A 25,583-nucleotide genomic window follows, 5' to 3' on the forward strand; every position below is an offset into this window, starting at 1 on the left:
GTTTTATAATTTGTTTCTGTTTAGGATAATTGAACGAATTGCTAAATTTTTAGATAATATCGTTGTGATTGTGCGGTAGATGTGTTAAAATAATTTTTAATGAAGAATTGTCAGTAAATAATATGGAGGTTTCTATGAGTGTCCAATTGCTTGATAAAACGAGAAAAATTAACAAACTGCTGCATAATAATAATTCTCACAAAGTAGTATTTAATGACATCTGTGAAGTTCTCAGTGAGATTCTTGTCTCCAATGTGCTGGTCATCAGCAAGAAGGGGAAGGTTCTGGGAATCAAAGACCGGGCGGATATTGAGACCATCAATGAGCTCATCAATAATGAGGTGGGTGAATATATTGATCCGCTGCTCAATGAACGGCTTCTGGGAGTTTTATCGACAAAAGAGAATGTCAACCTGGAAACACTGGGATTTGAATTTTCAGACATTTCAGAGTATCAGGCAATTATCACCCCGATTGATATTGCCGGCGAGAGACTGGGAACTGTTTTTATGTACCGGAAAGAAAAACATTATGAAATTGATGACATTATTCTGGTGGAATACGGAACTACAGTGGTCGGGCTGGAAATGATGCGTTCCGTCAATGAAGAAAATGCGGAGGAGACCAGAAAAGTTTCTATTGTAAAATCCGCGATCTCCACCTTGTCCTTCTCGGAGCTGGAAGCCATTCAGCATATCTTTGATGAGCTGGACGGAGAGGAAGGGATTCTTGTGGCAAGCAAGATTGCCGACCGGGTGGGAATCACCAGATCTGTCATTGTGAATGCACTCCGTAAGTTTGAGAGTGCCGGCGTTATCGAGTCCCGTTCTTCCGGCATGAAGGGAACCTATATCAAGGTACTGAACGATGTTGTATTTGACGAACTGAAGAAAATGAAACATTAACAGAAAGGCTACGATAGGATAAAGGAGTAACACCATGGCGGATAATTATAAAATAACCCAGTATTCAGTCAATACAATTTTAGGATATGTGGAGAATTCTCAGATTGCCATTCCGGAAATACAAAGACCCTTTGTCTGGAAGGGACAGGAGGTCAGAGATTTGATCGATTCCCTCTATGAAGGATATCCCATTGGATATCTGATTGTATGGCAGAATTCTCAGGTCAGGATCCGCGGATTTGGAAAAGGAGGAACGAAAAAGATCCTCATAGACGGGCAGCAGAGAGTGACAGCCCTGATGGCAGCTCTTCTGGGCCGGGAAGTGCTGGATTCCCAGTACCGGTCTCACCGGATTAAGATTGCATTTTATCCCCTGGCACAGCCGGGGGAGGAAAAATTTGCGGTCAGCGACGCTTCCTATGAAGATAAGCCGGGATGGATTCCGGATATTTCCGTTTTATTCCGAAGAGATTTTTCCTTCCGTAAATTTGAAAAAGAATATAAAGAAAAGAATCCGGAAGTGGACGCATCTCCTCTGGAGGCGGCCATTGACCGGTTAAAGGGCATTGTCAAGCACCAGGTCGGTGTGATTGAATTGTCCTTTCTTCTTGATATCGATGTGGTATCCGAGATTTTCATCCGGATCAATCTGCAGGGCAAACCGCTCAATCAGGAAGATTTTGCCATGTCTAAGATCTCAGTCAATGAACAGTATGACGGAGATCTCATCCGCAACTGCATCGACTATTTTTGCCATCTCATCAAAGAGCCGTCTTTCATGGGAATCCTGAATCAGAATGAGAAAGAATTCATGGAGACAGAATACGGCAGACTGCTGGGCTGGCTGACGGAAGAGGAAGAATTTCTGTACGTTCCTTCCTATTCAGATGTGTTAAAGGTCGTACTGATCGCCGGATTCGGAAAGAGTAAGATCAGCGATCTGGTCAATCTGTTGTCAGGCAAAACCCCTGGCAGGATGTCTGCAAAAACGGAAGTGTCTAAAAAAGTTTCTCAGGAAGCTTTTGAGACGCTGGGGAAAGGTGTGCGGGCTTTTGTCAGCGAGAAAAACTTCCGGGGATTTCTCCGCGCGCTGCGCAGAGCGGGCTATTCCTGTGAGCGCCTGCTTTATTCCCAGGCAGTGTTAAATTATTGTTATGCCATGTATCTTCTCATGGATATGGAGGGCATCCCTTCTGATAAGAAAGACAGCCTCATCGGCAGGTGGATGACCATGAGCCTTATCACCGGACATTATCAGAGTTCACCGGATACAGTGGTCATAAGAGACTATAAAGAGATTAAAGAGGCAGGGATGGAAAGTTATCTGCGACAGATCGAGGAACTTCGGCTGGGTGAGGAGTTCTTTGCTTCCGTTCTCCCGCAGAAGTTTACTTCCACCACAGCGCGGACGGCACCGTATCTTGCCTATTTGGCTGCACAGACAGCCGGCGGCGCAGCCTCCCTTTACAGCAAAGAAAAGGTCGGCGATCTCTATGCGGCAAAGGCGGAAGCATACCAGATCCTTCCGAAGGCGTATCTGGAGAAATGTGGATTTAAGACCAGAGAAACTTACGGTCAGGTGGCAAACCTTACCTATATTACAAAAGATGTAAAAAGTATCATAAAGAGGAAGTCTCCGGCGGATTACAAGGAAGCTCTGGAAAAACAGCTTGCTCCGGAAGAGATCCGTACTTCTCTGGAGGCCAACGACATTCCGGAGACCATTTTTGAGGCAGATGCTTCCAGTGTCTCGCAGATTCTTGCGGACAGAAGGAAAAAGATGGCACGGAAAATTCAGAGTTACTATTATTCTCTGTAAAAATGTGACAATACTTTTTTGCGGCAGTTCAGTCATGACATCGTTTTTTTTGAATTTTCAGGTGTATGGCTGTGCTGCCGCAAATTTTCTGCAATAATTTAGACGGAACTTCTTGCCAAGGGATTTTTTATATGCTATACTACCTTCGGTAAAAAAGTAACAGTCAGGCCATGAGTTCGTGGCCGGATAAAACACACGTTATCGGATTCTGTCGGTCGGTGTGCCCTTACGGGTGGCTGAGGAATATGAAGATAACGGAAGACAAAACAAAAAAGGAGAATTGACATGAGTGTAATTTCAATGAAACAGTTACTCGAAGCCGGTGTTCATTTTGGACATCAGACAAGAAGATGGAACCCTAAAATGGCTCCGTACATCTACACAGAGCGTAATGGCATCTACATCATCGACTTACAGAAGTCTGTAGGTAAGGTAGACGAAGCTTACAACGCAATCAGAGATTGTGTAGCTAACGGAGGAAAGATTCTTTTCGTTGGAACAAAGAAACAGGCACAGGATTCTATCAAGAACGAGTCTGAGAGATGTGGAATGTTCTACGTAAACCAGAGATGGTTAGGTGGTATGCTCACGAACTTCAAGACCATCCAGAGCCGTGTTGCCCGCTTAAAGAAGATTGAGGAGATGGCAGAGGACGGAACATTTGAAGTACTTCCTAAGAAAGAAGTCATCCAGCTCAAGAGAGAGCAGGAGAAACTGGAGAAGAACCTGGGCGGTATCAAAGAGATGCAGGATATTCCTGATATGATTTTCGTTGTTGACCCAAGAAAAGAGAGAATCTGCATTCAGGAAGCACATACTCTGGGTATTCCTTTAGTTGGTATCTGTGATACAAACTGTGACCCTGAAGAGTTAGATTACGTGATCCCTGGAAATGACGACGCTATCCGTGCAGTCAAATTAATCGTTTCCAAGATGGCAGATGCCGTTATCGAAGGCAATCAGGGACAGGATGCAGAAGTTGCAGAAGAAGAAGAGGAAGCTGCAGAGGCAGAAGCTTAATTCTCAACGCAGTTCCATACGCCTCAGCCTGCATCTCGCAGGCCGGGGCATTTTTGTGTGATATGTTATTACCGGTGCATTTCCGGAAAAGAGGGTCGCGCAGCGGCTGCGGATCAGCTGTCGGGAATGCCGGACACAAAAAATGATTTGATGATTTTGGAGGAATGAAAATGGCTATTACAGCAAAACAGGTAAAAGAGTTACGTGAAATGACAGGTGCCGGAATGATGGACTGTAAGAAAGCTCTTACAGCTACTGACGGTGATTTCGATAAAGCAATTGAGTTCTTAAGAGAAAAAGGTCTGGCTACCGCTGAGAAGAAAGCCGGAAGAATTGCTGCAGAGGGAATCGTTAAGGTTCTTGTTTCCGAAGACGGACACAAAGCAGTCGCAGTTGAAGTAAACGCAGAGACAGACTTCGTTGCAAAGAACGAGAAGTTCCAGGCTTACGTTGGACAGGTTGCAGAGCAGGCTATGGATACAGAAGCAGCTGATATGGACGCTTTCCTGGCTGAGACATGGAAGTTCGACGATACAAAGACTGTAAAAGAAGCTCTGGCAGGCCAGATTGCTATCATCGGTGAGAACATGAACATCCGCAGATATGAGCAGGTAAAAGAGGATGCAGGTTTTGTTGCTTCCTACACTCATATGGGCGGAAAGATCGGCGTTCTTGTTGACGTTGAGACAGACGTTGTCAACGACGAGATCAAAGAGATGGCAAAGAATGTCTGCATGCAGGTTGCAGCTTTAAAACCAAAATATACAAGCAGAGCCGAAGTTGATCAGGATTACCTTGCAAAAGAGGAAGAGATCCTCATGGCTGCTGCCAAAAATGAAAAACCAGACGCCAATGACAAGATCATCAGCGGTATGGTAAAAGGCCGTCTGAACAAAGAGTTAAAAGAAATCTGTCTCCTTGATCAGGTTTACGTAAAAGCAGAAGACGGAAAACAGAGTGTTGGAAAATACGTTGACGAAGTTGCAAAAGCAAACGGCGCAAAAGTTGTCATCAAAGGATTTGTCCGCATGGAAACAGGCGAAGGAATCGAGAAGAAACAGGAGAACTTTGCAGCAGAAGTTGCAGCTCAGATGGGAATGTAATTTCATCGTTTAAAGAGTACTCAAAAGCCCTTGAAAATACCCGTTTTATGGGATCTTCAAGGGCTTTTTATAATTTTCAAAAGTAAAGATAAAGTCTCATTCTTCTTCCAGCTTCGGCAGAATGGTCCGCATGGATTCCTCAAATTCTTCATCGGAAGAATTATGGAAAAGAATCAGGTCGTGCCCTGCATCCAGCCGTTCCAGAGGTTCCGGGATGGAAAAGTCAACGGTTTTGATATATTGATCCCAATGCTGAAGCTTCCAGGTGTCGCGGTCAGAGTTCCGGGCGATCATTCTCTGATGACAGACTTTCGGGTCAGTGACTACCCAGATGATGACCAGCTTGGCATTCTTTTTTCTCAGTTTTGTGCGGAAACGTTCCAGGGTATCTTCATCGTGTACTTCTTTGGTGAACGGAGCGTTGATCAACACAATGTCATCATATTCCAGTGCCTCCACTCCGATATCAACAATCGTCTCATATTCGTAGTCGCGTATATTATCTTCAAAAAACTTTGAACTGCGGTTGATTTCCTCACCGGCAGCCGCAAATACCCGATTGGACAGAGGGATCAGCGTGTCCTTGTCGAGGTAGACGACATGTTTTAAATTTTTAGCAAGTTGTTTGGAAATATAAGTCTTCCCACATGCAGGAGGGGAAGTAACAAGTATCATTTTTTTCATGGCTTTTACGGCAGCGATGCCGGCTCCTTTCTATGATGTATGGTTTTGTTCCTTTCCATTTCGGAAAGAAAAAAGAATGTGAAAATATTACCTTCCATCCTTTGACTTCTTAATAGTAACATTGACGAAAATGTATTGCAAGAAAAAGGATAGGGAAAAGAATCCGTTGTCTGAATTTTTTTATGGGCAGGATGAACAAATGTTATCTTTGTTTTTTATGCATTACGACAAATTGGAACATTATCTAGAACATGCTCTAGACAATGTTCCAATAAAGTGCTATACTCAGTTCATCAAAAGATATCAGACGATGGAACCCCGGTTTTTGATTCCGGGGGAAACCGGCGAAGACCGGGAAGAAGACTGAGAAAGGTGGAAAGGAAAAATGATGAGTTACAAAGAGGCGGGAGCGGCGTTTCAGCCCGGAACCATTGGAAGGCTTACTTTAAAGAACCGGCTGATCGTGCCGGCGATGGTAGTCAACAGCAATCAGCCGGACGGAATGCCGACGGAGCGTTATATTCAATATCATGAGGAAAAGGCCAGAGGCGGCTGGGGCATGATCATTACCGAGGATTATGCTATCACACCGACGGCAGGCGGATTCCGGGATCTGGCGGGCCTCTGGTCCGATGATCAGATTGAGGCCCACACAAAATTTGTGGACCGGATCCATGCTTTGGATACGAAGATCTGCTGTCAGATTTATCACGCAGGAAGACAGACCAACAGCGGAGTCAACGGGGTGCAGTGCATGGCGCCGTCACCGTACAAGGATCCGCCATCCTTTGAGACACCGCGGGAGATGACAAAAGAAGATATTCAGGAGATCATTCAGGCCTATGCCGACGCGGCCGTGCGGGCGAAAAAATGTGGATTCGACGCAGTGGAGATTCATGGAGCCCACGGTTATCTCATCAACCAGTTTAATTCTCCGTTTTCCAACAAGAGAAATGATGAGTATGGGGGAAGTACAGAAAACAGGGCAAGATTCGGCGTGGAAGTGATCCGTGCGGTGCGGGCAGCCGTGGGAGAAGATTATCCTGTTCTGTTTAAACTGACCGTCAATGAATTTGTGGCGGGAGGACTGCAGGTGGCAGAAGGCCGCGAGCTGGCCCGGATTTTCTCCCGGGAGGACATCGACGCCATCACCATCAGCCAGGGCGTCAACGCCACGGAGTGGGGCGTTATCCAGCCGGGTGCCATTCCTCCGGCGGGATTCATCGATCATGTGAAAGCATGCAGAGATGTCATCAAGGGAATTCCGGTCATCGCCATCGGAAGAATCCTTAATTTTGACCTGGCCAACCATATTATCGAAGACGGAACCGCAGACTTTGTCTGTATGGGAAGGGCGTCCCTGGCGGACCCGCTGGCTCCGAAAAAATATCTGGAAGGACATAAAGAAGATATCCAGCTGTGTATCGGCTGCGTGCAGGGATGTCTTGGCAATCTGCGCCGGGGTGAGCCGATCCAGTGTATGGTGAACCCGAAGACCAACAAAGAATTCCTGGCAGAGGAGACAGAGAAAAAGGCGGAAGAACCGAAACGGATCACCGTGGTGGGAGCCGGCGTTTCCGGTTGTGAGACAGCGATCACAGCTGCCAGAAAGGGACATAAGGTAACTGTTTACGAGAAGAGTGGCAAGATGGGCGGCCAGTGGAATCTGGCAGCGGTGCCTCCGGCAAAACAGGATTTTACTACTCTGACCATGTGGCAGAGAAGGCAGCTGAAAAAACTGGGCGTGGAAGTACATCTTAACACAGAATACACAGCGCAGATGGCGCAGGAGGAGAAGCCGGATCTCATCGTGATTGCCACGGGAAGCAGAGAAAAAATGCTGCCTCTTCCGGGACTGGATGCGGAAAACGTATTTAAAGCGCAGGACATCTTAAGCGGAAGAAAGACGCTGACCGGCAAAAATGTGGTAGTTATCGGCGGCGGAAGTGTGGGAGTGGAAACGGCGGCCCATGTGGCGCAGGACTTCAAACACGTGTCCATTCTGGAGGTGAGGGATGGCATTTCTCTGGATGGAGAATATTCCAACAACTACTTCCTGTTCAAGATTCTGGACGAGTTTAAAGTGGACGTCCACACCAAGGCATTCTTCCAGAATTATGACGGTGAAACCGTGACATACAAGTACAAAGATAAAGAGTACGAGATTGATGATGTCTCAGATATTATTGTGGCAGTAGGTTCCTCCTCCAACCAGGATTTGTACGAGGCGCTGAAAGATACCGGAATCAGAACGGTGCTGACGGGAGATGCCAAAGATGTGAAACAAGGCATCCGCAATATTGAGGAAAGCTACTATCTGGGATGGTCCTTATAATATAAAAAGAATCATGTAAACAATTGACATGAAAGCAGAATACAGGGGCGAGCCGCACGGGCAGATGGGGGGACCGCGTGCGGCTCGCCCCTTTTCGGCACTTGCGCATAGCTTGAAGTTATGGTAGCATTTTTAGAAAAGAAGAACGAGCATAAGGAGCAGAGAGATGGGAAGAGACAATACGGAACTTACAGAGAACGGAAAAAAGACAAGAGATCTGATCTTCCAGACAGCAGTCAGGATCTTAAAGGAAGAGGGTTATGATAAGGTGACTGTGCGGAGAATCTGCAAGGAATCCAACACGAGCAACGGCAGTTTCTATCATTTCTTTAAGAATAAAGATGAACTGATGGCTTACTATTACACCAGATCAGCCGATGATTTCCTGGCAGGGCAGGAAGAAACCATGAAGAACGCGGATCTCTATCATCAGATGCTCATCTGTTACCGGTGGTATATCCGTTATACCGCAGACTTTGGCCTGGATTTCTGCATTAATTTTTTTAACTCCAACAACCGGGCCATCGATCCTATGTATATGTACAATGCCTTTTATGAAATCTCTAAAAAATGTCTTCACGAGAAGGCCGGTGAGATCAGGGAAGGTTATGAGGCAGATCAGATTGCCAAAGAGCTGTGCATCCTGGCCAAGGGAATCATTTTTGACTGGAGTTCCTCCAGAGGTTCCTATGACATCGAGGAAGTGGCGGAGCGGATGTTTTCCATCTATCTGAACGGAGTGATCCGTCGGGCGGATGAGTGATCCGTGCATGAATGAAACTGTTGTTATCCATCGGGAGACAGAGGCAGAACGCATAAAAAATACGGCTGTTAATGAAAAATCCGGATAAGAGAAGGAGGATCAGCTATGGGATTATTCAAAAGAAAAACAGGCGGCAGGAATACAGAAGTGAAGACCTATGATAAGGAGAATCAAAAACCAGTCTTAAAATGCAGCATCTGCAACGGCGAGCAGGTGGCAGCTTTTCAGGATATTCATACGGGAAAATGTGAGGAAGTCATGTTTATAAAAAATAAAGAAGATCTGGAACTGTTTCGGAAACAGTATGGCGTTGAGGGAGAAATTCCGAAAATTTACTGAGAGACGGCAGGCTGTGAGGTGCAATCTTCAGATTCATTAAGATTCTTTTCAGGAACCATTCAGATTTCTCTGAGATAATGAACACATCAAAGGAACATTGCTTTGAAATACACGAAAAAGAGTTTGGAGTAACCGCAGTGATATGGTGAAACAAAAACAGAACTCTTAAAAGAAAGGAGCAACTGATGATGAAAAACAGAGAAATGAAGGGAACAATGAAAGGTTTAATGAAAAAAGGGCTGGTATTTGGTATGATAGGCGTGATGGCGTTCAGCATGATGGCCTGCAGCGGTCCGAAGAAAAAGAACGCCGGGAACAGCAGTCCCGCGTCTAAGACGGAATCCACGCAGAATAAAACAGGCAGTCAGTCCGGAACATCAGGCATAAAGCCTAAATCCGGCACGACCAAATCCGGAAGCAAGGGAACAACAGCGGCCGCCGGAAAGAGCGGCAGCGAGAGTACCACAGCAGCATCGGAGAAGAAAGACAATAAGAGTGCAGCAGATGCCGGAAAAAACGGCGGTGGGAGCACAACGGCAGCTGCCGGAAATAGTTCCACGGCGAAAAAAGATTCCGGTAAAGCGGAGGTTTTCAGCAAGAAAAGTACAGAACAGAAAAAGCAGAACAAAACCTCTTCCAAAAAGAACAAAAAGAAAGCTAAAAAGGGTACAAAGTCCAAAAAGAGCACGAAAAGTACCAAAAAAACAACAGCCGGCACAAGTAGAACCAAAAGATAAAACAGTGAGCAATAAGGCATAAATGGACGGGCAGTGAGAAAAGGAACTGCACAGAAGATGTGACGTATCTAAAGGAGCAAAATATGAAGAAAGAACAGGTATTGATCGTGGAAGATGACGCCGATATCAGAGAAGGCGTGCGGATTCTTCTGGAAAGTGAAAACTACATGGTGCAGGAAGCGGAGAACGGCAGAAAGGGGCTGGAACTTCTGGAGGATGATACCGATCTGGTGATTCTTGATGTGATGATGCCCGGAATGTCAGGACTTCGCACCTGCGAAGAGATACGGAAGATTTCCAATGTGCCAATCCTGTTTCTCACTGCCAAGGCTCAGGAATCGGATAAACTGATCGGTCTGATGGCGGGAGGCGACGACTATCTGCCCAAGCCATTTTCCTATGCGGAGCTTTTGGGCCGGGTGAAAGCGCTGGTGCGCCGGTACAGGATTTATCTGGGAAAATACACGCCGGAGACAGAGAAGGAGGAGCCATATCTGGAAATAGGAGGGATTCGGATACATAAAACTTTCAATGAAGTCTTTGTGGACGGCGTGGAGAAAAATATGACGGAAATAGAATATAATATTTTGCTGCTGCTGATGCGGCATCCCGGAAAGATTTTTTCAGCGCAGAATCTCTACGAGAGCGTGTGGGAGGAACCGTATTTTTACTCCTGCAACAGCACGGTCATGGTACATATCCGGAAGCTCAGGGTGAAGATTGAGAAGAATCCAAAGGCGCCGGAATATGTGAGGACTGTATGGGGAAAGGGGTACAAATTTGACACAGGGTATAAATAAAAAGAATTCCATCTATGTACAGCTTTTCCGCCTGCTGGTTGTCGCTGCGCTGTTATCTTTTCTTGTATTCCGGGCGCTGGACTCCGCAGGAATTTACATGATCGATAAATATTTGTATAATTCCACGTATCGGGAGAAAAAAGACCGGGCGGCCATGGATGATTTTCAAAGATATGTAAAACAGGAACAGATTACGACGGGAGAGACAGAAGCGCTCTCCTCCTGGGTGCGTAAGCAGAAAAATGTTTCTATCTATATCTATAAGGATGGGATCCAGGTTTTCAATTCGGATTATCCTGAGCAGGAAGTCTCCAAAGAGGAAATTACGTTAAGTGATTACGAGACGTATTATACGGTGGAGTTTGCGGATGGCGACGCCCAGGTGAGTATTCTGGCCTTCTATGATTATCAGCTTTACAATTATGAACTCGTTGCCAGTATTCTGCTGGCTTTTGCCATGTTTTTGTTTCTGGTCCTTTTTGGGATCAGGAAGAAAATGCGTTACATAACGATGCTCAGCGAGGAGATCGAGATCCTGGAAGGCGGAAGCCTGGATTATCCGGTGACAGTAAAAGGTAAAGATGAACTGGCGGCTCTGGCGGAGGGACTGGATCATATGCGCCTGTCCTTTCTGGAAATCAGAGAGAGAGAAGCGCAGATGGTTCAGAAAAATCAGAGGATTGTCACAGAGATGTCCCATGACCTGCGCACGCCGGTGACGTCCATCATATTGTATACAGAAATACTGAAAAAAGGAAAAAATCTGGATGAGGCGCAGCAGAAAAAATATATGGATATCATTGAAAAGAAAGCTTACCAGATGAAACAGCTGACCGATCATCTTTTTGAATATTCGCTGACGGCCGGCAGTGAAGAAATACAGCTGGAGGAGCCGGAGGCCTTTGAGATAATTTTTTATGATATTTTTTCTGAGACGTGCAGTTATCTGGAACAGAAAGGATTCCAGGTAGACTTTCAGGTGGAATGGAGCGATGAAAAGATCAGGATTTCGGAGGATTACGTGATGAGGATCATGGACAACATCACATCGAACCTTCTGAAATATGCGGATGCTGCTTTTCCGCTGATTCTTTCTTCGGTCAGAGAGGAGAATTTTATCGGTTTCTCTGTAGAGAACCACGTCCGCCGGGACACCGGGAGGACGGAGAGCACCGGTATTGGTATTCAGAATATAAAAAATATGATGGAGAAAATGCACGGAAAATGCGGGACAGAGCGGAAAGGGGAGTCTTTCCGTCTGACTCTTCTTTTTCCGGTGATCTGAGTTTGTTCATGTGTGAAAAGAATAAGGTGGAGCAGAAACCTGTTCCGCCTTATTCTTTTTTTGTGTGTGATATATTCTTTTTGTCAGAAACGGTGGAAATACCGGATGTACTTTTTTTGGAGGAAAGCTCCGGAAGCACCGTGAGAAGCATGGTGATAAAGCAGGCACAGCCGCCCAGAAGGTTGGATATAGGTTCTGCCCAGAATACTCCGTCGGTGCCAAGACCCGCCAGTCCCGGCAGCAGGATGGTGAGGGGAACGACGATGATCGCTTTCCGGAGCAGGGAAAAGAAGGTGGCATATCCGGATTTGCCGAGAGCCACAAAGACGCTCTGTCCTGTAAACTGCAGGGCCATAAAGCAGAATCCGAAAAAGTAAATGTGCAGGGCGGGGATGCCCTGGGCCAGCAGATCCGGATTGTCATTGAAAATCCGGATGAAAAATGCCGGGATCAGTTTCAGAATCCCCCACATAAATAAAGTGTAGGCCACGCAGACAATGGTGGTGAACTTGATAGCCTTCTTCACTTTCTGATATGCGCCTTCTCCGTAGTTAAAACTGATGACCGGGGAGGCGCCGTTGGTAAATCCCTGCACCGGCATGGTGCAGATATCCCGCACGGAATTCAGCACCGTCATGATACCCACATACAGATCGCCCCCGTACACCTGAAGGGTGGCATTGCAGACGACCTGTACCAGACTGTTGGTAAATGCCATAAAAAATCCGGATACACCAAGACCCAGGATCTTTTTTACTTTTGCCCCCTGCAGACGGAGCGTACTCTTTCTCAGATGAAGTACGGCCCGTTTCCCCGTGAGAAAACGCAGCACCCAGAGGGCCGAACACAGCTGGGAGAGAACGGTGGCGATGGCAGCCCCGGAGACGCCCAGACCAAAGACAAAGATAAACAGCGGGTCCAGAATGATATTTAACACTGCGCCAATTAAGATCGTGAGCATTCCCATGCTGCCGAATCCCTGGCAGTTAATGAAAGGATTCATTCCCACGGAGATCATCACGAAAATGGTTCCCAGCAGGTAAATGCGTATGTATTCTTCTGCATAGGGAAAGGTGACATCGCTGGCGCCGAACAGGTAAAGGACCGGTTTATAAATGAGCAGACCGATGACGGTCAGAACCAGGCCGGTGCCCACCAGTAAAGTAAAAGAATTTCCCATGAAAAGCTCTGCTTCCCGGTCGTCGCCCCGGCCTCTTTCCATGGCGCACAGGGGCGAACCGCCGTTGCCGTAGAGATAGGTAAAGGCCGATACCAGGGTAATAATGGGAAAACACAGTCCCACGCCGGTGAGGGCGGTGGTGCCGATTTCCGGAATCTTTCCAATGTAAATGCGGTCCACCACATTATAAAGCAGATTTAAAAGCTGTGCGAAAATCATCGGCACAGCCACTTCACAGATATTTCTGTATACATTTCCTGTTGAAAAATCTGTCTGATGCGACTTCATGACATTTCCTTCTTTCCTCCGTCTGTTTCCAGACTGGCCTTATAATTATTTCCCCACTGTTCCATGGCGTCCAGAATCGGCTTCATGGATTCGCCCAGTTTGGAGAGACTGTATTCCACCCGCGGAGGCATCTCCGGATAGACGGTGCGCACGATAATGCCATCCTCCTCCATGGAGCGGAGACTGTCCGTGAGGACTTTCTGGCTGATGCCTTCCAGATTCTTTTTCAGTTCGTTAAAACGCCAGGGGCGCATCTGAAGATTTCTTATGATCAACAGTTTCCATTTGCTTCCAATGAGCTGTACGGTGGTTGCCACCGGGCATTCCGGCAGTTCTTCTTTTGTCAGCATATCCTCTCACCTCTCTTTTGGATTTTGAAATTTGCAGAAAATCCCTGCAATGAAAAATTCCCGTATTGAAATGACGTTTTTCGATGTAACATTTGTATTATAGTCAAGTACGCCTGAATTTGCAAGGTTACCAAAAGGTAACCAGGGCATAAAAAAGTGCGTACTTTTTTTCTGAAAATGCATTCGTATAATGGAGATATAAAGGAGGACAGGAAATGAACAATATCGCAGGATTTAAAGTGAATGAGGAAAAATGCGTGGGCTGCGGAGTGTGCGTGAAGGTCTGTCCGGGAGCCATTGAGGTTCTCGGTAAAAAGCCGGAGGACAGTCTTCCTGTGCCGGATATCCCGGAAGCGGAGAGAGTGATCAACGAGCTCATTGCCAATCGTCATTCCTGCCGGCGGTATCAGAACCGAAACGTGGACTCCGCGATGATAAAAGATATGCTCCGGCGTCTGGGAAATGCTCCCAATGGCGGAAACAAGCAGCAAGTGGAGTTTACACTCATTGATGACAGCGAACAGATGCATGTATTTCGGAATCTGGCATATAAAGAAATGGAACGGCTGGCGGAGAAAGGCATTTATCCGCTATGCCAGAGGAACACAGAGAACCGTGGAAGAAGGCCGGATTCATCGGCCGGAGATAAAAAAGGCGCCGGGTGGACGGATAAAAAGATAAGGTTAAAGAGATAAAGAAATTAAAGCAGATATAAAACAGGATATGTAAAAGAAAGAGGTAGAAAACATGAACGCACAAAAATGTCTTGATTTATTACGGGAGATAAAGGATGTGGCTTTCGCCACGGTATCAGAAGATGGGAAACCGCAGATCCGCATCATTGATGTGATGCTGGCGGAAAATGAAAAACTGTATTTCTGCACAGCCCGGGGAAAAGACTTTTATAGACAGTTGATGGCTTCCGGCGATGTGGCGGTTACCGGGTTGACGAAGGACTGGCAGATGATCCGTCTTGACGGCAGGGCAGAAAAACTGGAAGATCAGAAAATGTGGATCGACCGGATATTTGAAGAGAATCCTTCCATGAAAGGGGTTTATCCGGGGGAGAGCCGTTACATTCTGGAACCATTCTGCATCTCTGAAGGGCAGGTGGAGTTTTTTGACCTGGGGAAGAGTCCCATTTACCGGGCAGCCTTCCGGCTGGGAAGTGATATCAGGACTGAGAAGCAGAATACAGACCAGAGCCGGAACGACCGGAAGGCGGCTGAGGCGGTAGCCCCGGTGAAGAAAGGTTTTCTGATCACGGATGCCTGCATCGGCTGTGGAAAATGTGCCGGTCTCTGTCCGCAGCAGTGCATTGAACCGGGAACACCGTACCGCATCATGCAGGAGCATTGCCTGCACTGTGGATTATGTTTTGAAAACTGCCCGGTTTCGGCCATAGAGAAAAGATTGGAAAATGAGAGTGCGGTGCGGAACTGTGAAAAATCCGGGCAAAACAATGAAAATCCGGACAGAGCAAAAAAACAGCAGGAAAAGAGGGATGATTTATGATAACAGAAATCATTGATTTGATACAGAACCGCTGGGATTTCTTTCTGGAGCTTCTTGTGGAGCACATACAGATTTCATTGCTTTCCATCGCCATTGCCATGGTGATCGGTCTGATCATTGGAATTGTCATCAGCGAATATCAGAAGAGTTCCAGGATTGTCATTGGAATCGTCAATTTCATTTACACGATTCCTTCCATTTCCCTGCTGGGATTTCTGATCCCGCTGTCGGGAGTGGGAGATACCACGGCGGTCATCGCCCTGACGGTCTACGCGCTGCTTCCCATGGTGAGAAATACCCACACCGGTCTTACCAATGTAAGTCCTCTGCTGCTGGAAGCAGCCACAGGTATGGGAAGCACACGCCTGCAGACCCTGGTGAAAGTCAGGCTGCCGCTGGCGATGCCGGTGATCATTTCTGGGATCCGGAACATGGCGGTCATGACCATCGCTCTGGCAGGTATCGCCTCTTTTATCGGAGCAGGCGGACTGGGGGTGGCCATCTACCGGGGAATCACCACCAACAACAAAGCCATGACGCTGGTGGGCAGTCTTTTGATCGCTGTTTTGGCCATTGTGGTGGATGTCCTCATCGGACAGGTGGAAAAAAAGACAAAACGGCATAGCGTTGCATAAAAGTGGTTGGAAAAATCATAAAAACGGAATAGCAGGAAAACAGTCAAAGGTATAAAGAGGAGACAAAAAATGGGGAAATTTGAAAAGAAGTGTAAGAGAGAAGAAAATGTGAAGATCTGCGGCCTGAAAACAGAGAATATCAGCAAAATTTCAGCTGACAGAAAAAGAGGAGGCTTAAAAAAAGGAGCGGCTTTGCTGCTGACAGCCATTACCGCAGCGGGAATTCTTACCGGATGCGGACAGAGCAGTCAGACCATCCGTATGGCAACGAAACCCATGACGGAGCAGTACATTATAGGGAGTATGATGAAGACTCTCATTGAGCAGAATACGGATCTGACGGTGGAGATCACGGAGGGTGTGGGCGGCGGCACCGCCAACATTCAGCCGGCCATGGAAGAAGGGGAGTTCGATTTTTATCCGGAGTACACCGGCAGCGGCTGGAATGAAGTATTGAAAGAAGAAAGCCTTTATGATGAGAGCATGTTTGATCAGCTGCAGGCTGGTTATGAGAAGATGGATATGACCTGGACGGGAATGCTGGGTTTTAATAATACTTACGGTCTGGTGGTGGCCAGCGATATTGCGAAGAAGTATAATCTGAAAACCTATTCCGATCTGGCGGCGGTATCCGACCAGCTGGTATTCGGAGCAGAGTATGACTTTTTTGAGCGGGAAGACGGTTATGACGCCCTCTGCGATACCTATGGTCTGACCTTTAAAGATACCATGGATCTGGATATCGGGCTGAAATACGATGCCCTGGCTCAGAAAGAAATTGATGTGATGAATATTTTCACCACAGACGGACAGCTTTCCACGGCGGATGCGGTGGTTCTGGAGGATGACAAGGGGCTGTATCCATCCTATATGTGTGGTTTTGTGGTGAGAAATGAAGTGCTTGAGGATCATCCGGAGCTGCAGCAGGTGTTTGACAAGGTGGAGAATCTGATCACAGACGCAGAGATGGCAAAGATGAATGATCAGGTGGAGACCGAAGGACGGGAGCCGGAAGATGTGGCCAGCGCATTTTTACAGGAAAAAGGGCTGCTGGAGTAATAGAGGTGACAAACATATGAGTATCATAGAATATAAAAATATCTGTATGGCCTATGGAGAGAAGACGATCATCGAAAACTTTAATCTTTCCATTGAAAAAGGGGAGTTTGTCACTATCATCGGCTCTTCGGGCTGCGGAAAAACGACGATCCTGAAAATGGTAAACGGGCTGGTGGAGCCCGTGAGCGGGGAAGTCCTGGTGGAAGGAAACAGTACCCGGCAGGCAGATCTGACCATGCTGCGCCGCAACATCGGCTATGCCATCCAGGGAAGCGTGCTGTTTCCGCATATGACGGTGGAGAAAAATATCGCCTATGTGCCGAATCTGCTCAACAAAAAAGATAAAAAGCGGACAGAGCAGGCAGTCACAAAGTGGATGAACATCGTGGGGCTGGAAGATTCCCTGCGCGGCCGTTATCCGGCGGAACTGTCCGGCGGACAGCAGCAGAGGGTCGGTATCGCCCGGGCGCTGGCGGCGTCTCCGGATATCCTGCTGATGGATGAGCCTTTCGGGGCGGTGGATGAGATCACCAGAGGCAGTCTGCAGGAGGAAATCGCCCGGATCCACCGGGAGACGGGGATCACGATTCTCTTTGTCACCCATGACATTGGAGAAGCATTAAAATTGGGGACAAAGGTTCTGGTGATGGATGCGGGCAGTATCCAGCAGTTTGCTCCGCCCCATGAGATTCTCCACGCACCGGCTACGGAATATGTAAAAAAACTGGTGGAAAAAGAGCGCCGGCGATGCCATTTGCCGGAGGAAAAACTGGGGGACTGTGAGTACAGCGGCGCAGTCTGAGGATCCTGGCCATCGGGGATGCAACAGGATAGTTTGAGAATTCCGGCAGCTGGGGATATGGCGGGAGAGCCTGAAAGCCGCGCGCATACAGTTTATCAGAGAGAGGTGGATCGGAATGTTTTTGGAAAAATTACAAAAAAGAAAGGAAAAGAAAACGAATAAGGTAACTGATTTCACAGCCGGCAAAACAGCCGGAAACAGCGACGGACGGAACCTTCAGAAGAAATGGCAGATAAAGCCGGATGGCGAAAAAAAGGCTGTGATATTAAAACACGCCATAGAATCCGCGGACGCCGTGGTGATCGGCGCCGGTTCCGGTCTTTCCACTTCGGCGGGCTTTACCTATACGGGAGACCGCTTCCGGAAATATTTTGGGGATTTTGCGGAAAAATATGGTTTTGAGGATATGTACTCCGGTGGGTTTTATCCTTTTGATTCTCTGGAAGAATACTGGGCTTACTGGAGCCGCTACATTTATATCAACCGCTACATGAATGCGCTGAAACCGGTATATGAGCAGCTCTTAAAGCTGGTGAAAAACAAAGACTATTTTGTCCTCACCACCAACGTGGATCACTGTTTTCAGAAGGCGGGTTTTGACAAAAAGCGTCTGTTCTATACCCAGGGCGATTATGGTCTCTGGCAGTGTTCCGGGCCGTGTCACCGGGAAACCTACGATAACGAAAGCCAGGTGGAAGAGATGCTGAAAGCTCAGGGATTTCTTTTTGGGGAAAGCGGAGAAAAAGAAAAACTTGCTCTGCCCAAGGGGAAGAAGACCGGGATGCGGATACCGACAGAACTTATCCCCCGCTGCCCGCGGTGCGGACGTCCCATGAGCATGAATCTGCGCGCCGACAACACGTTTGTGGAAGATGAGGGATGGCACTGGGCGGCGGAAAGATACAGCGAATTCCTGCGACGCCACCGGAATCTTAAAACAGTCTATCTGGAGCTTGGGACCGGAATGAACACGCCGTCTATCATTAAATTTAATTTCTGGCGAATGACCGGCAGGCAGCCGGATGCGGTATACGGATGTATCAATCTGGGCGAAGCCTGGGCTCCGGATGAAATCAAGGACAAATCCATCTGTATCAATGCGGATATCGGACAGACACTGCAGGAAATGTCAGAAACAGGGGTGAGAAAATGACACAAAAAGAAAAGCGGGAATATCTGATTCAGGAATTGTTGTCGGAATTTCCTCCATATAGAGATATGAAAATACCTGACAGTGAGGAGGAGCAAAAAGGACTGCTCCGCAGTCTGATGAATGTCCGTCCGCCCCGTCCGGCAAAAGAAGAATTCCTCAGGATACAGGACGAATATCTTCAGGAAGAGACGGCAGAAAAGGGAATCACAGACAGCGAGCTGCTGCCGCCGTCTTCTCTGGACGGCCGTCTGGTATTGTGGCGGGGCGATATCACAACGTTAAAGATTGACGCCATCGTAAACGCTGCCAACAGTGCTCTGAGAGGGTGTTTTGTACCCTGCCATTCCTGTATTGATAACATCATCCACACCAATGCGGGCGTTCAGCTCCGGTTGGACTGTGACACGATCATGAATGAGCAGGGCTATGAAGAGCCCACCGGGCAGGCAAAGATTACACCGGCCTATAATCTGCCTTCCCGCTATGTGATTCATACGGTTGGCCCCATTGTGTCAGGGGAACTTACAAAAAAGCACTGCCGGCAGCTGGCAGACTGCTACCGTTCCTGCCTTGGACTGGCCGCGGAAAATGGACTGAAAAGTATCGCTTTCTGCTGTATCTCCACAGGAGAGTTTCATTTTCCACAACAGAAAGCGGCGGAGATCGCGGTGAAGACCGTGCGGGAATATCTGAAACAAGATACATCCATAGAACGAGTCGTGTTTAATGTGTTCAAGCCGGAAGATCAGGAAATATATCGGGAGATTCTGAAATAAATCATATCTCATTTTTTCTTCCCTCAGAGAGAATCTGGGGGAAGTCATTTAATTGTCTGACAGAATATATTCTATGGTAAGAGAAAGTCAGTGCTGAAAGGAATATCTGTGGAAAGATAAAAAAGCTCTCCTTGCCGGAAGTACAGCAAATGTACACCGGAGAAGGAGAGCTTTTTTGCGGTCTGTATAAAATTTAGAACGGCCCGTATCCGATGCCCTGGGCAATCATCACGAGAATGAATGCGCTGACGATGAAGGCAAGATAGATTTTCCAGCAGAACTTGATCCAGGAGCCGTAGTCCACTCCGCACATGGAGAGCTGTACCAGAGAGCTGCCCGGCCAGAAACTGTTGGTGATGCCGTCGCCGTACTGGTAAGTAAGCACCAGTACCTGCTGGTTGATGTGAAGAATCTCGCCCAGAGGCTGCAGGATTGGCATGACGATGACGGCCTTGCCGCTGCCGGATACCACCAGGAAATTAAATAGTGTCACAAAGACGAAGATGATCAGCAGAGCAAGGATGGCACTCTTGTTTTGAAGCAGGACGGACATGGCGTGGACGATGGTGTCCATGATGCACGCCTGATTCATGAGAACTACCACGGACTGGGCCAGGCCAACGGCAAAAGCAGCGGCGAAGACCCGCACGGCGCCCTGACAGAACAGCTGACAGGCTTTGCTCGGCTCGAAACGGAAAATGATGGTTAAAAGGATTCCCATGATCACGTAGATGGCGGCAATCTGCGGGAAGCTCCAGCCAAGGCGGATACAGCCGAATCCCTGAATGACGATGATGCACAGGAAAACCAGCAGTCCCAGGATCCGCGGCAGAGTCATTTCTTCTATGCCGGACACATGGTCTTCTTTATTCTGGCTCAGATATTCGTCGCTCATGAGGCTCGCTTCCGGATTTTTTTTGATCTTGCGGCAATAAGCGTAGAGCCCCACGAGACCGATAATATAAAAAACCACAAGACCGATGGTACGGAAGCCGATGCCGGAAAACAGCGGAAGTCCCACGATCTGCTGGGCCACGCCGGTGGTAAAAGTGTTCATGAGGCCGGAGGTAAAGCCTACGGTGCTTCCGATGATGGCAAGTCCCGTACCGACCATCCGGTCATATCCCAGGGCGAATCCGATGGTCACCGCCAGAGGATAAAATGGATAGGCGGCCTCACCGTATCCCAGCACGCCGAAAATAACAAAGATGGTATAGAAAATACATACCACAGAGAACTCTTTTCCTTTGGTTTTCTGTAAGATCAGGTTGATGCCGGCTCCGAAGGCCCCGCTCACTTCCAGCAGGTAGATGACGCCGGAACTGATAAAGAGTGTGCCCATAATGGTGGCGCCGTTGACGAAACCGTTGTAGACAGCCTCAAAATAATCCATAAAGGTGATCGGTGTTTCATTTTCCACATACTGGAAGGTGTCCGGGTTAATGACAGTGATGCCTGCGCTGTCTGTCACCCGTTCGTAACTTCCGCTTGGGATGAGGTAAGAAAGAACAACCACAAAAAGCATGATTAACAGTAAGATGATAAAGACATGCGGCATGCGGAAGCCTTTCTTTGCTTTGGCTTGTGTATTCATGTTTTTTCCTTTCTATTATATATATGTAATATGTGTTATCTGAAATATTGCAGGACCCATGTTGGAGGCCCGCATAATTTGCAGATGTTCGTAAGTTCTGGAACTATAAAGAGTTTTTGTGACTCTTCAGCCAGGATATCGCCACATTGGCGTGAAGGGCCGCTCCCAGGGGAAGTACGTCCTCGTCAAGCACCATCTGCGGGCTGTGCAGGGGCGCGCTGTCCGGAGCGCCGGCGCCTAAAAAGACGAACATGCCCGGTACTTTTTCTGTCACGTAGCCGAAATCTTCCGTGGCTGACATGGCCGGAATCTGGTGGACATTGCTGCCGCCCAGCACTTCTTTTAAGCAGGGAACCAGTTCCTGGCAGAGAAGTTCGTTGGTCAGGGTACACGGGGTGTGGAAGGTGGTCAGCGTATAATCGGCGTTCCACGCCTTTACATAGTGATCGATCAGCTCAGGGATCCGTTTTTTAAGATGTTCCGCAGCCTCCACGTTTAATGTACGCACGCCGATGTGAAGTTCCGCCTCATCGGGGATGATATTGACGGCGGCGCCGCCCTTTGCCACTCCGCAGGTCAGAGCCACCATGGCGGCCGGGTCAGTCTCGCGACCCACCAGCAGATTTACTGCCTGATATACCTGATTCATGACTATCAGGGGATCGGTGCAAAGCTGCGGCTGAGAACTGTGTCCGCCGTTTCCTCTGATCTTCAGTATGAACGTATCCAGAGAGGCGGAGTTGACTCCCATGGCGTAGCCGGCCTGTCCGGTGGTATCGGAAGGCTGAACGTGAATGCCGAAAGCAGCGCCCGGTGCCGGATTCTCAAGAAGCCCGTCTTCTACCATGAGACGTGCGCCGGCTCCGGTTTCCTCGCCGGGCTGGAACATAAGCTTGACAGTGCCTGGCAGCGAGTCTTCCATCTGCTTTAAAATCTGCGCGGCACCGAGAAGCATGGCGGCGTGGGCGTCATGTCCGCACATGTGTCCGTATCCGTTGACGGATTTAAACTCCAGAGGAGTATCTTCTTTGATCGGCAGAGCATCCATATCCGCGCGGAGAAGAATACAGGGTTCTCCGCTGCCGATGGAAGCGATGACACCGGTCTCTTTTTCCATGCGTGGAAAGCCTGCGGCCATATAATCTTCCGTCATTTTTTCCGGAAGAGGGCCGCCGCAGTCCTTCCACGGAATCCCCATTTCGTCGAGACGTTTCTTAATATATGCGCTGGTTTCCGGAAGGTCGGTTCCGATTTCCGGTATCTGATGAAGATACCGCCGGTCTTTTACAAGCTGCTCCCGCAGATCCTGCGCCATCTGTCTGATTGTATTGCTGTCGCCTTTGGGCGTTGCCATATTGGTAAATCTCCTTTCTGTACAAAAAAGAAAAGACTCCGGACAATCTATATTCCAGCCTCGGAGTCATACGTGTGTCATAAATATTAAAACATATTAATATTTATGTTACTACTTCTTTACGAATTTTGCAATAATTTATACAAAACTTCCTGACAAATATCTTTTGTTCTGGTATTATAGTACCTAAAGGAGTGTAGATAGCAATGAATATGTCAGAAAAAACATGTTTTGTGAATGGAAAAATATTTACCGCCAGTGATACCATCCGTGAAGCCGACGCCATGACGGTGGAGAACGGACGGATTACCTGGATCGGAAAAAAAGAAGAGATGCCATCCTGGGACGGGCCCGTGGTTGACCTGGAAGGAAGAAGAGTGATCCCGGGATTCGTGGATGCGCATATGCATCCGGTCATTCTGGCAGATTTTCAGAAACAGATTACTATCATGCCGCCGGAGATCACTTCCATTGCGGAGCTGAAAGAAGCCGTCCGGAAGAGAAGGGAAGCCCAGGGACCGGGAAAATGGATTGAAGGCTGGGGCTATGATGAGGAAGGGTTTGCGGAGAAACGTTCTCCGAACCGATATGATCTGGATGAGGTCTGCAGTGATGCTCCGGTGTCTCTGATGCGTACCTGCGCTCATATCCGCTGTGTCAACAGCATGGCCCTTGCCATAGCTGGTATTGACAGAAATACGCCGGACCCGCCGGGAGGAGAGATCGAGAGGGACGAAAACGGAGAACCGACCGGAGTTTTGAAAGAAAATGCAAGAAATCTTCTGGCGCCGCTTCTGCCGGTGGAATCCCGGGAGAATAAGGTGGAGAACCTGCTGGAACTGGGAAGTCTTCTCAATTCTCAGGGAATCACATCCATCTGTGATATGGGCAATCTGGACGCCACGGATAACCTGCCGATTTACCGGGCCGCGGCCCGGAAAGGCTTCTGCCAGAAGGTGGGCGTTTACTATATGTGGGATTTCTTCGACGGAGATCAGGAATTTGATCTGTCAAAAGAAGATCTGAACCGGAATCAGCAGATTTTTGCTGCCGGCCTGAAGCTGATCGGCGACGGCAGTATTTCCGGCAGGACCGCGTGGATGAACCGTCCGTTTAAAGGGTCCACCGATGAGTATGGAATATCCGTGTGCAGCGACGCTCTGGTGGAGTCCGCCATTGCGTTTTGTAAAGCGCACCACTGCCAGCTTTCCATGCACGCCATGGGAGGAAGGGCGATCAGCCGCATGGTGGACCGGGCGGCAGAAGAAGAACCGTGGACTGCGGAGGGCATCCCTTATGTGCGGGTGGAACATGTGACGGACCCGGAGACGGACAGCATCAAAAAAGCAGCGTCCCATGGCATTTCTTTTGTGACGCAGCCAATTTTCATGTACGCGGAGTCCGCCAGTTACCGGAAGAATCTGGGCGTAGAATGGATGCGGCAGTGCTATCCGGTAAAGACTATGCTGGAAGAAGGCGTAGTGACAGGATTTTCCACCGATGCGCCGGCCACCTTCTGGTCTGTGCCTTCAGATCCGTTCCCGGGACTGAAACAGGCAGTGACCCGGATTGCCGCCGACGGTACCGACTGCGGCAGAGAGCAGACCGTGGATATTGAGACGGCTGTCACTTTGTATACAAAAGGGGCGGCTCAGGCGGCGGGATTTCCGGATATCGGCGTACTGGAGCCGGGATACCATGCGGATTTTGCGGTGCTTGACCGGGATATCATGGAGATTCCGTCCGATGACATTGATAAGGTACGTGTAATGGAGACTTATGTGGACGGCGCCTGCGTGTATCGCAGATAGGGGCAGAGCGTCTGACCATGGATAATAAGAAATGTATGAATAAAAAAATAGAAGAGAGGTAACAGCATGTTTCATTTACCAGAATACAGAGAACCGGATTTTACCCAGGATAAATTTGTAAACGCGCCGGATGCGGCGTGGGAGGCAGTGACCATCAAAGGAGTGGCGCCGGAAAATTACCACAGTACTTCCATGTACCCGGAGTATTTTAAGATTGACGGTCAGTGGAAGCTGGCCAAAGAGAGCCGTATGGATTCCAGCGTGGTCCTCGGAGAAGACGGAGAACTCCGGGTGGTGGAGAACCGGAATCTGGAAGTCGGCGATAAGGTGATTCTCGGAAGGACTGAGAATGCCGAGGAGGGCATCTACCTGCACAGCAGAGGATTTGAGAATCCGGAAGAAGAAGAGGGAGATCAGTTTGTGTTCCGTCAGGGCAGAAGCCGGGAGACGTCCTATGCCAGAGATTATGACCGCCTCTTTGAACTGTTAAAATATGAAAAAGAACATGGAAATATTCTCTGGGTCATGGGACCGGCCTTTTCCTTTGACGCCGACGCCAGAAGAGCTATGCAGGCCATGGTCGAGAATGGCTATGTGGACGGACTGATGGCAGGAAACGCGCTGGCGACCCACGATCTGGAAGGAGCCATGTTCCACACTGCGCTGGGTCAGGACATTTATACCCAGAAGTCTCATCCCAACGGACATTACAATCATCTGGATGTGATCAACCGCGTGAGAAAGAGCGGCTCCATTCCACAGTTTATCGAAGACTATAAGATTGACAACGGCATCATGTACAGCTGCGTGAAAGAAAAGGTACCGTTCGTACTGACCAGCTCCATCCGTGACGACGGCCCGCTGCCGGAGGTCATCGGCGACGCCTACGAGGGTCAGACCGCCATGCGGAACATGGTAAAGAAGGCAACAACCGTTGTCTGTCTGGCGACTATGCTTCATACCATCGCCACCGGCAATATGACGCCGTCCTACCGGGTATTAGAAGATGGAACCGTGCGTCCGGTCTTCCTTTACACAGTGGATGCCGACGAGTTTGTGGTCAATAAACTTCTGGACCGCGGAAGCTTAGCGGCAACCACCATCGTCACAAATGTGCAGGACTTTATCATGATCGTGGCAAAGGGACTGGGTATCGTGTAAAAGACGGTAACAAAATATAAAAATGAAAAATCGGCCGTGGGAGAGATTTCCGCGGCCGATTTTTATTGTATACCGGAGATTCATTTCGCGTCGGAGATTCGCCGGCACCGGAAAA

At 48.3% G+C, this 25,583-nt stretch carries 24 protein-coding genes; 19 read left to right on the forward strand and 5 right to left on the reverse strand.

The window, feature by feature from the left end:
* Positions 1–134: 134 nt before the first annotated feature.
* The 4 genes from codY to tsf all read left to right on the forward strand — a co-directional run bounded on the left by codY (position 135) and on the right by tsf (position 4,847).
* Entirely contained in the window at positions 135–905 is a 771-nt protein-coding gene (gene codY / locus B5E53_RS01100; protein ID WP_087311911.1) for a GTP-sensing pleiotropic transcriptional regulator CodY, read from the forward strand.
* Positions 906–939: 34 nt separating this feature from the next.
* On the forward strand, positions 940–2,724 hold the full coding sequence (locus B5E53_RS01105) for a DUF262 domain-containing protein (RefSeq protein WP_087311913.1): 1,785 nt from the start codon (positions 940–942) through the stop codon (positions 2,722–2,724).
* A 285-nt stretch (positions 2,725–3,009) separates the two neighbouring features.
* Positions 3,010–3,744 (forward strand): 30S ribosomal protein S2, encoded by a 735-nt coding sequence (rpsB, locus tag B5E53_RS01110; RefSeq protein ID WP_087311915.1) that lies wholly within the window; start codon positions 3,010–3,012, stop codon positions 3,742–3,744.
* Between the two features lie 170 nt (positions 3,745–3,914).
* Positions 3,915–4,847: a translation elongation factor Ts gene (tsf, locus tag B5E53_RS01115; RefSeq protein ID WP_087311917.1), complete on the forward strand. Its 933-nt coding sequence runs from the start codon at positions 3,915–3,917 to the stop codon at positions 4,845–4,847.
* A gap of 96 nt (positions 4,848–4,943) precedes the next feature.
* Here tsf and B5E53_RS01120 read toward each other — a convergent pair whose 3' ends face one another.
* Entirely contained in the window at positions 4,944–5,531 is a 588-nt protein-coding gene (locus B5E53_RS01120; protein WP_087311919.1) for an AAA family ATPase, read from the reverse strand.
* Positions 5,532–5,916: 385 nt separating this feature from the next.
* On the opposite strand from B5E53_RS01120, the gene B5E53_RS01130 reads away from it, so the two are divergent.
* The 6 genes from B5E53_RS01130 (at position 5,917) to B5E53_RS01155 (ending at position 11,790) form a co-directional block, all read left to right on the forward strand.
* Positions 5,917–7,866, forward strand: coding sequence for an FAD-dependent oxidoreductase (locus B5E53_RS01130; protein ID WP_087311923.1), 1,950 nt, complete (start codon positions 5,917–5,919; stop codon positions 7,864–7,866).
* 166 nt (positions 7,867–8,032) lie between these two features.
* Positions 8,033–8,629, forward strand: coding sequence for a TetR/AcrR family transcriptional regulator (locus tag B5E53_RS01135; protein WP_087311925.1), 597 nt, complete (start codon positions 8,033–8,035; stop codon positions 8,627–8,629).
* 105 nt (positions 8,630–8,734) lie between these two features.
* Positions 8,735–8,968: an aspartate dehydrogenase gene (locus tag B5E53_RS01140; RefSeq protein ID WP_087311927.1), complete on the forward strand. Its 234-nt coding sequence runs from the start codon at positions 8,735–8,737 to the stop codon at positions 8,966–8,968.
* A 185-nt stretch (positions 8,969–9,153) separates the two neighbouring features.
* Positions 9,154–9,705 (forward strand): hypothetical protein, encoded by a 552-nt coding sequence (locus B5E53_RS01145; RefSeq protein ID WP_140401418.1) that lies wholly within the window; start codon positions 9,154–9,156, stop codon positions 9,703–9,705.
* 83 nt (positions 9,706–9,788) lie between these two features.
* Positions 9,789–10,505: a response regulator transcription factor gene (locus B5E53_RS01150; protein WP_087311931.1), complete on the forward strand. Its 717-nt coding sequence runs from the start codon at positions 9,789–9,791 to the stop codon at positions 10,503–10,505.
* Positions 10,486–11,790, forward strand: coding sequence for a HAMP domain-containing sensor histidine kinase (locus tag B5E53_RS01155; RefSeq protein WP_087311933.1), 1,305 nt, complete (start codon positions 10,486–10,488; stop codon positions 11,788–11,790). Before B5E53_RS01150 ends, B5E53_RS01155 begins: the two co-directional genes overlap by 20 nt.
* Positions 11,791–11,839: 49 nt before the next feature.
* Here the strand turns inward: B5E53_RS01155 and B5E53_RS01160 are convergent, their stop codons facing one another.
* Entirely contained in the window at positions 11,840–13,258 is a 1,419-nt protein-coding gene (locus B5E53_RS01160; RefSeq protein WP_087311935.1) for an MATE family efflux transporter, read from the reverse strand.
* Entirely contained in the window at positions 13,255–13,608 is a 354-nt protein-coding gene (locus tag B5E53_RS01165; protein ID WP_087311937.1) for a helix-turn-helix domain-containing protein, read from the reverse strand. The genes B5E53_RS01160 and B5E53_RS01165 overlap by 4 nt, the downstream gene beginning before the upstream one ends.
* Positions 13,609–13,823: 215 nt before the next feature.
* On the opposite strand from B5E53_RS01165, the gene B5E53_RS01170 reads away from it, so the two are divergent.
* From B5E53_RS01170 to B5E53_RS01200, 7 genes are all read left to right on the forward strand, one after another.
* On the forward strand, positions 13,824–14,303 hold the full coding sequence (locus tag B5E53_RS01170; RefSeq protein WP_087312207.1) for a nitroreductase family protein: 480 nt from the start codon (positions 13,824–13,826) through the stop codon (positions 14,301–14,303).
* Positions 14,304–14,355: 52 nt separating this feature from the next.
* Positions 14,356–15,123, forward strand: coding sequence for a 4Fe-4S binding protein (locus tag B5E53_RS01175; RefSeq protein WP_087311939.1), 768 nt, complete (start codon positions 14,356–14,358; stop codon positions 15,121–15,123).
* A complete protein-coding gene (locus B5E53_RS01180) occupies positions 15,120–15,758 on the forward strand; it encodes an ABC transporter permease (RefSeq protein WP_087311941.1) in 639 nt (212 codons plus the stop codon). Before B5E53_RS01175 ends, B5E53_RS01180 begins: the two co-directional genes overlap by 4 nt.
* A gap of 69 nt (positions 15,759–15,827) precedes the next feature.
* Complete coding sequence (locus B5E53_RS01185; protein ID WP_087311943.1) at positions 15,828–16,817, forward strand: glycine betaine ABC transporter substrate-binding protein; 990 nt, start codon at positions 15,828–15,830, stop codon at positions 16,815–16,817.
* Between the two features lie 16 nt (positions 16,818–16,833).
* Complete coding sequence (locus B5E53_RS01190) at positions 16,834–17,619, forward strand: ABC transporter ATP-binding protein (protein WP_087311945.1); 786 nt, start codon at positions 16,834–16,836, stop codon at positions 17,617–17,619.
* Between the two features lie 115 nt (positions 17,620–17,734).
* A complete protein-coding gene (locus B5E53_RS01195; RefSeq protein ID WP_242963464.1) occupies positions 17,735–18,772 on the forward strand; it encodes a Sir2 silent information regulator family NAD-dependent deacetylase in 1,038 nt (345 codons plus the stop codon).
* On the forward strand, positions 18,769–19,548 hold the full coding sequence (locus tag B5E53_RS01200; protein ID WP_087311947.1) for a protein-ADP-ribose hydrolase: 780 nt from the start codon (positions 18,769–18,771) through the stop codon (positions 19,546–19,548). Before B5E53_RS01195 ends, B5E53_RS01200 begins: the two co-directional genes overlap by 4 nt.
* Before the next feature lie 193 nt (positions 19,549–19,741).
* On the opposite strand, the gene B5E53_RS01205 is transcribed toward B5E53_RS01200, so the two are convergent.
* Entirely contained in the window at positions 19,742–21,142 is a 1,401-nt protein-coding gene (locus B5E53_RS01205; RefSeq protein WP_087311949.1) for a YfcC family protein, read from the reverse strand.
* A gap of 103 nt (positions 21,143–21,245) precedes the next feature.
* The gene (locus B5E53_RS01210) at positions 21,246–22,496 is read right to left on the reverse strand and encodes a M20 family metallopeptidase (protein WP_087311951.1); all 1,251 of its coding nucleotides are present in this window, start codon (positions 22,494–22,496) and stop codon (positions 21,246–21,248) included.
* Between the two features lie 212 nt (positions 22,497–22,708).
* Here B5E53_RS01210 and B5E53_RS01215 point away from each other — a divergent pair, with 212 nt between their 5' ends.
* Together B5E53_RS01215 and B5E53_RS01220 are read left to right on the forward strand one after the other, a co-directional pair.
* Positions 22,709–24,307 (forward strand): amidohydrolase, encoded by a 1,599-nt coding sequence (locus B5E53_RS01215; RefSeq protein WP_242963465.1) that lies wholly within the window; start codon positions 22,709–22,711, stop codon positions 24,305–24,307.
* A gap of 66 nt (positions 24,308–24,373) precedes the next feature.
* Positions 24,374–25,468 (forward strand): hypothetical protein, encoded by a 1,095-nt coding sequence (locus B5E53_RS01220; protein WP_087311955.1) that lies wholly within the window; start codon positions 24,374–24,376, stop codon positions 25,466–25,468.
* Positions 25,469–25,583 lie beyond the last annotated feature (115 nt).

The organism is Eubacterium sp. An11 (assembly GCF_002161065.1).
GTDB classification, from domain to species: Bacteria; Bacillota; Clostridia; order Lachnospirales; family Lachnospiraceae; genus Anaerobutyricum; species Anaerobutyricum faecale.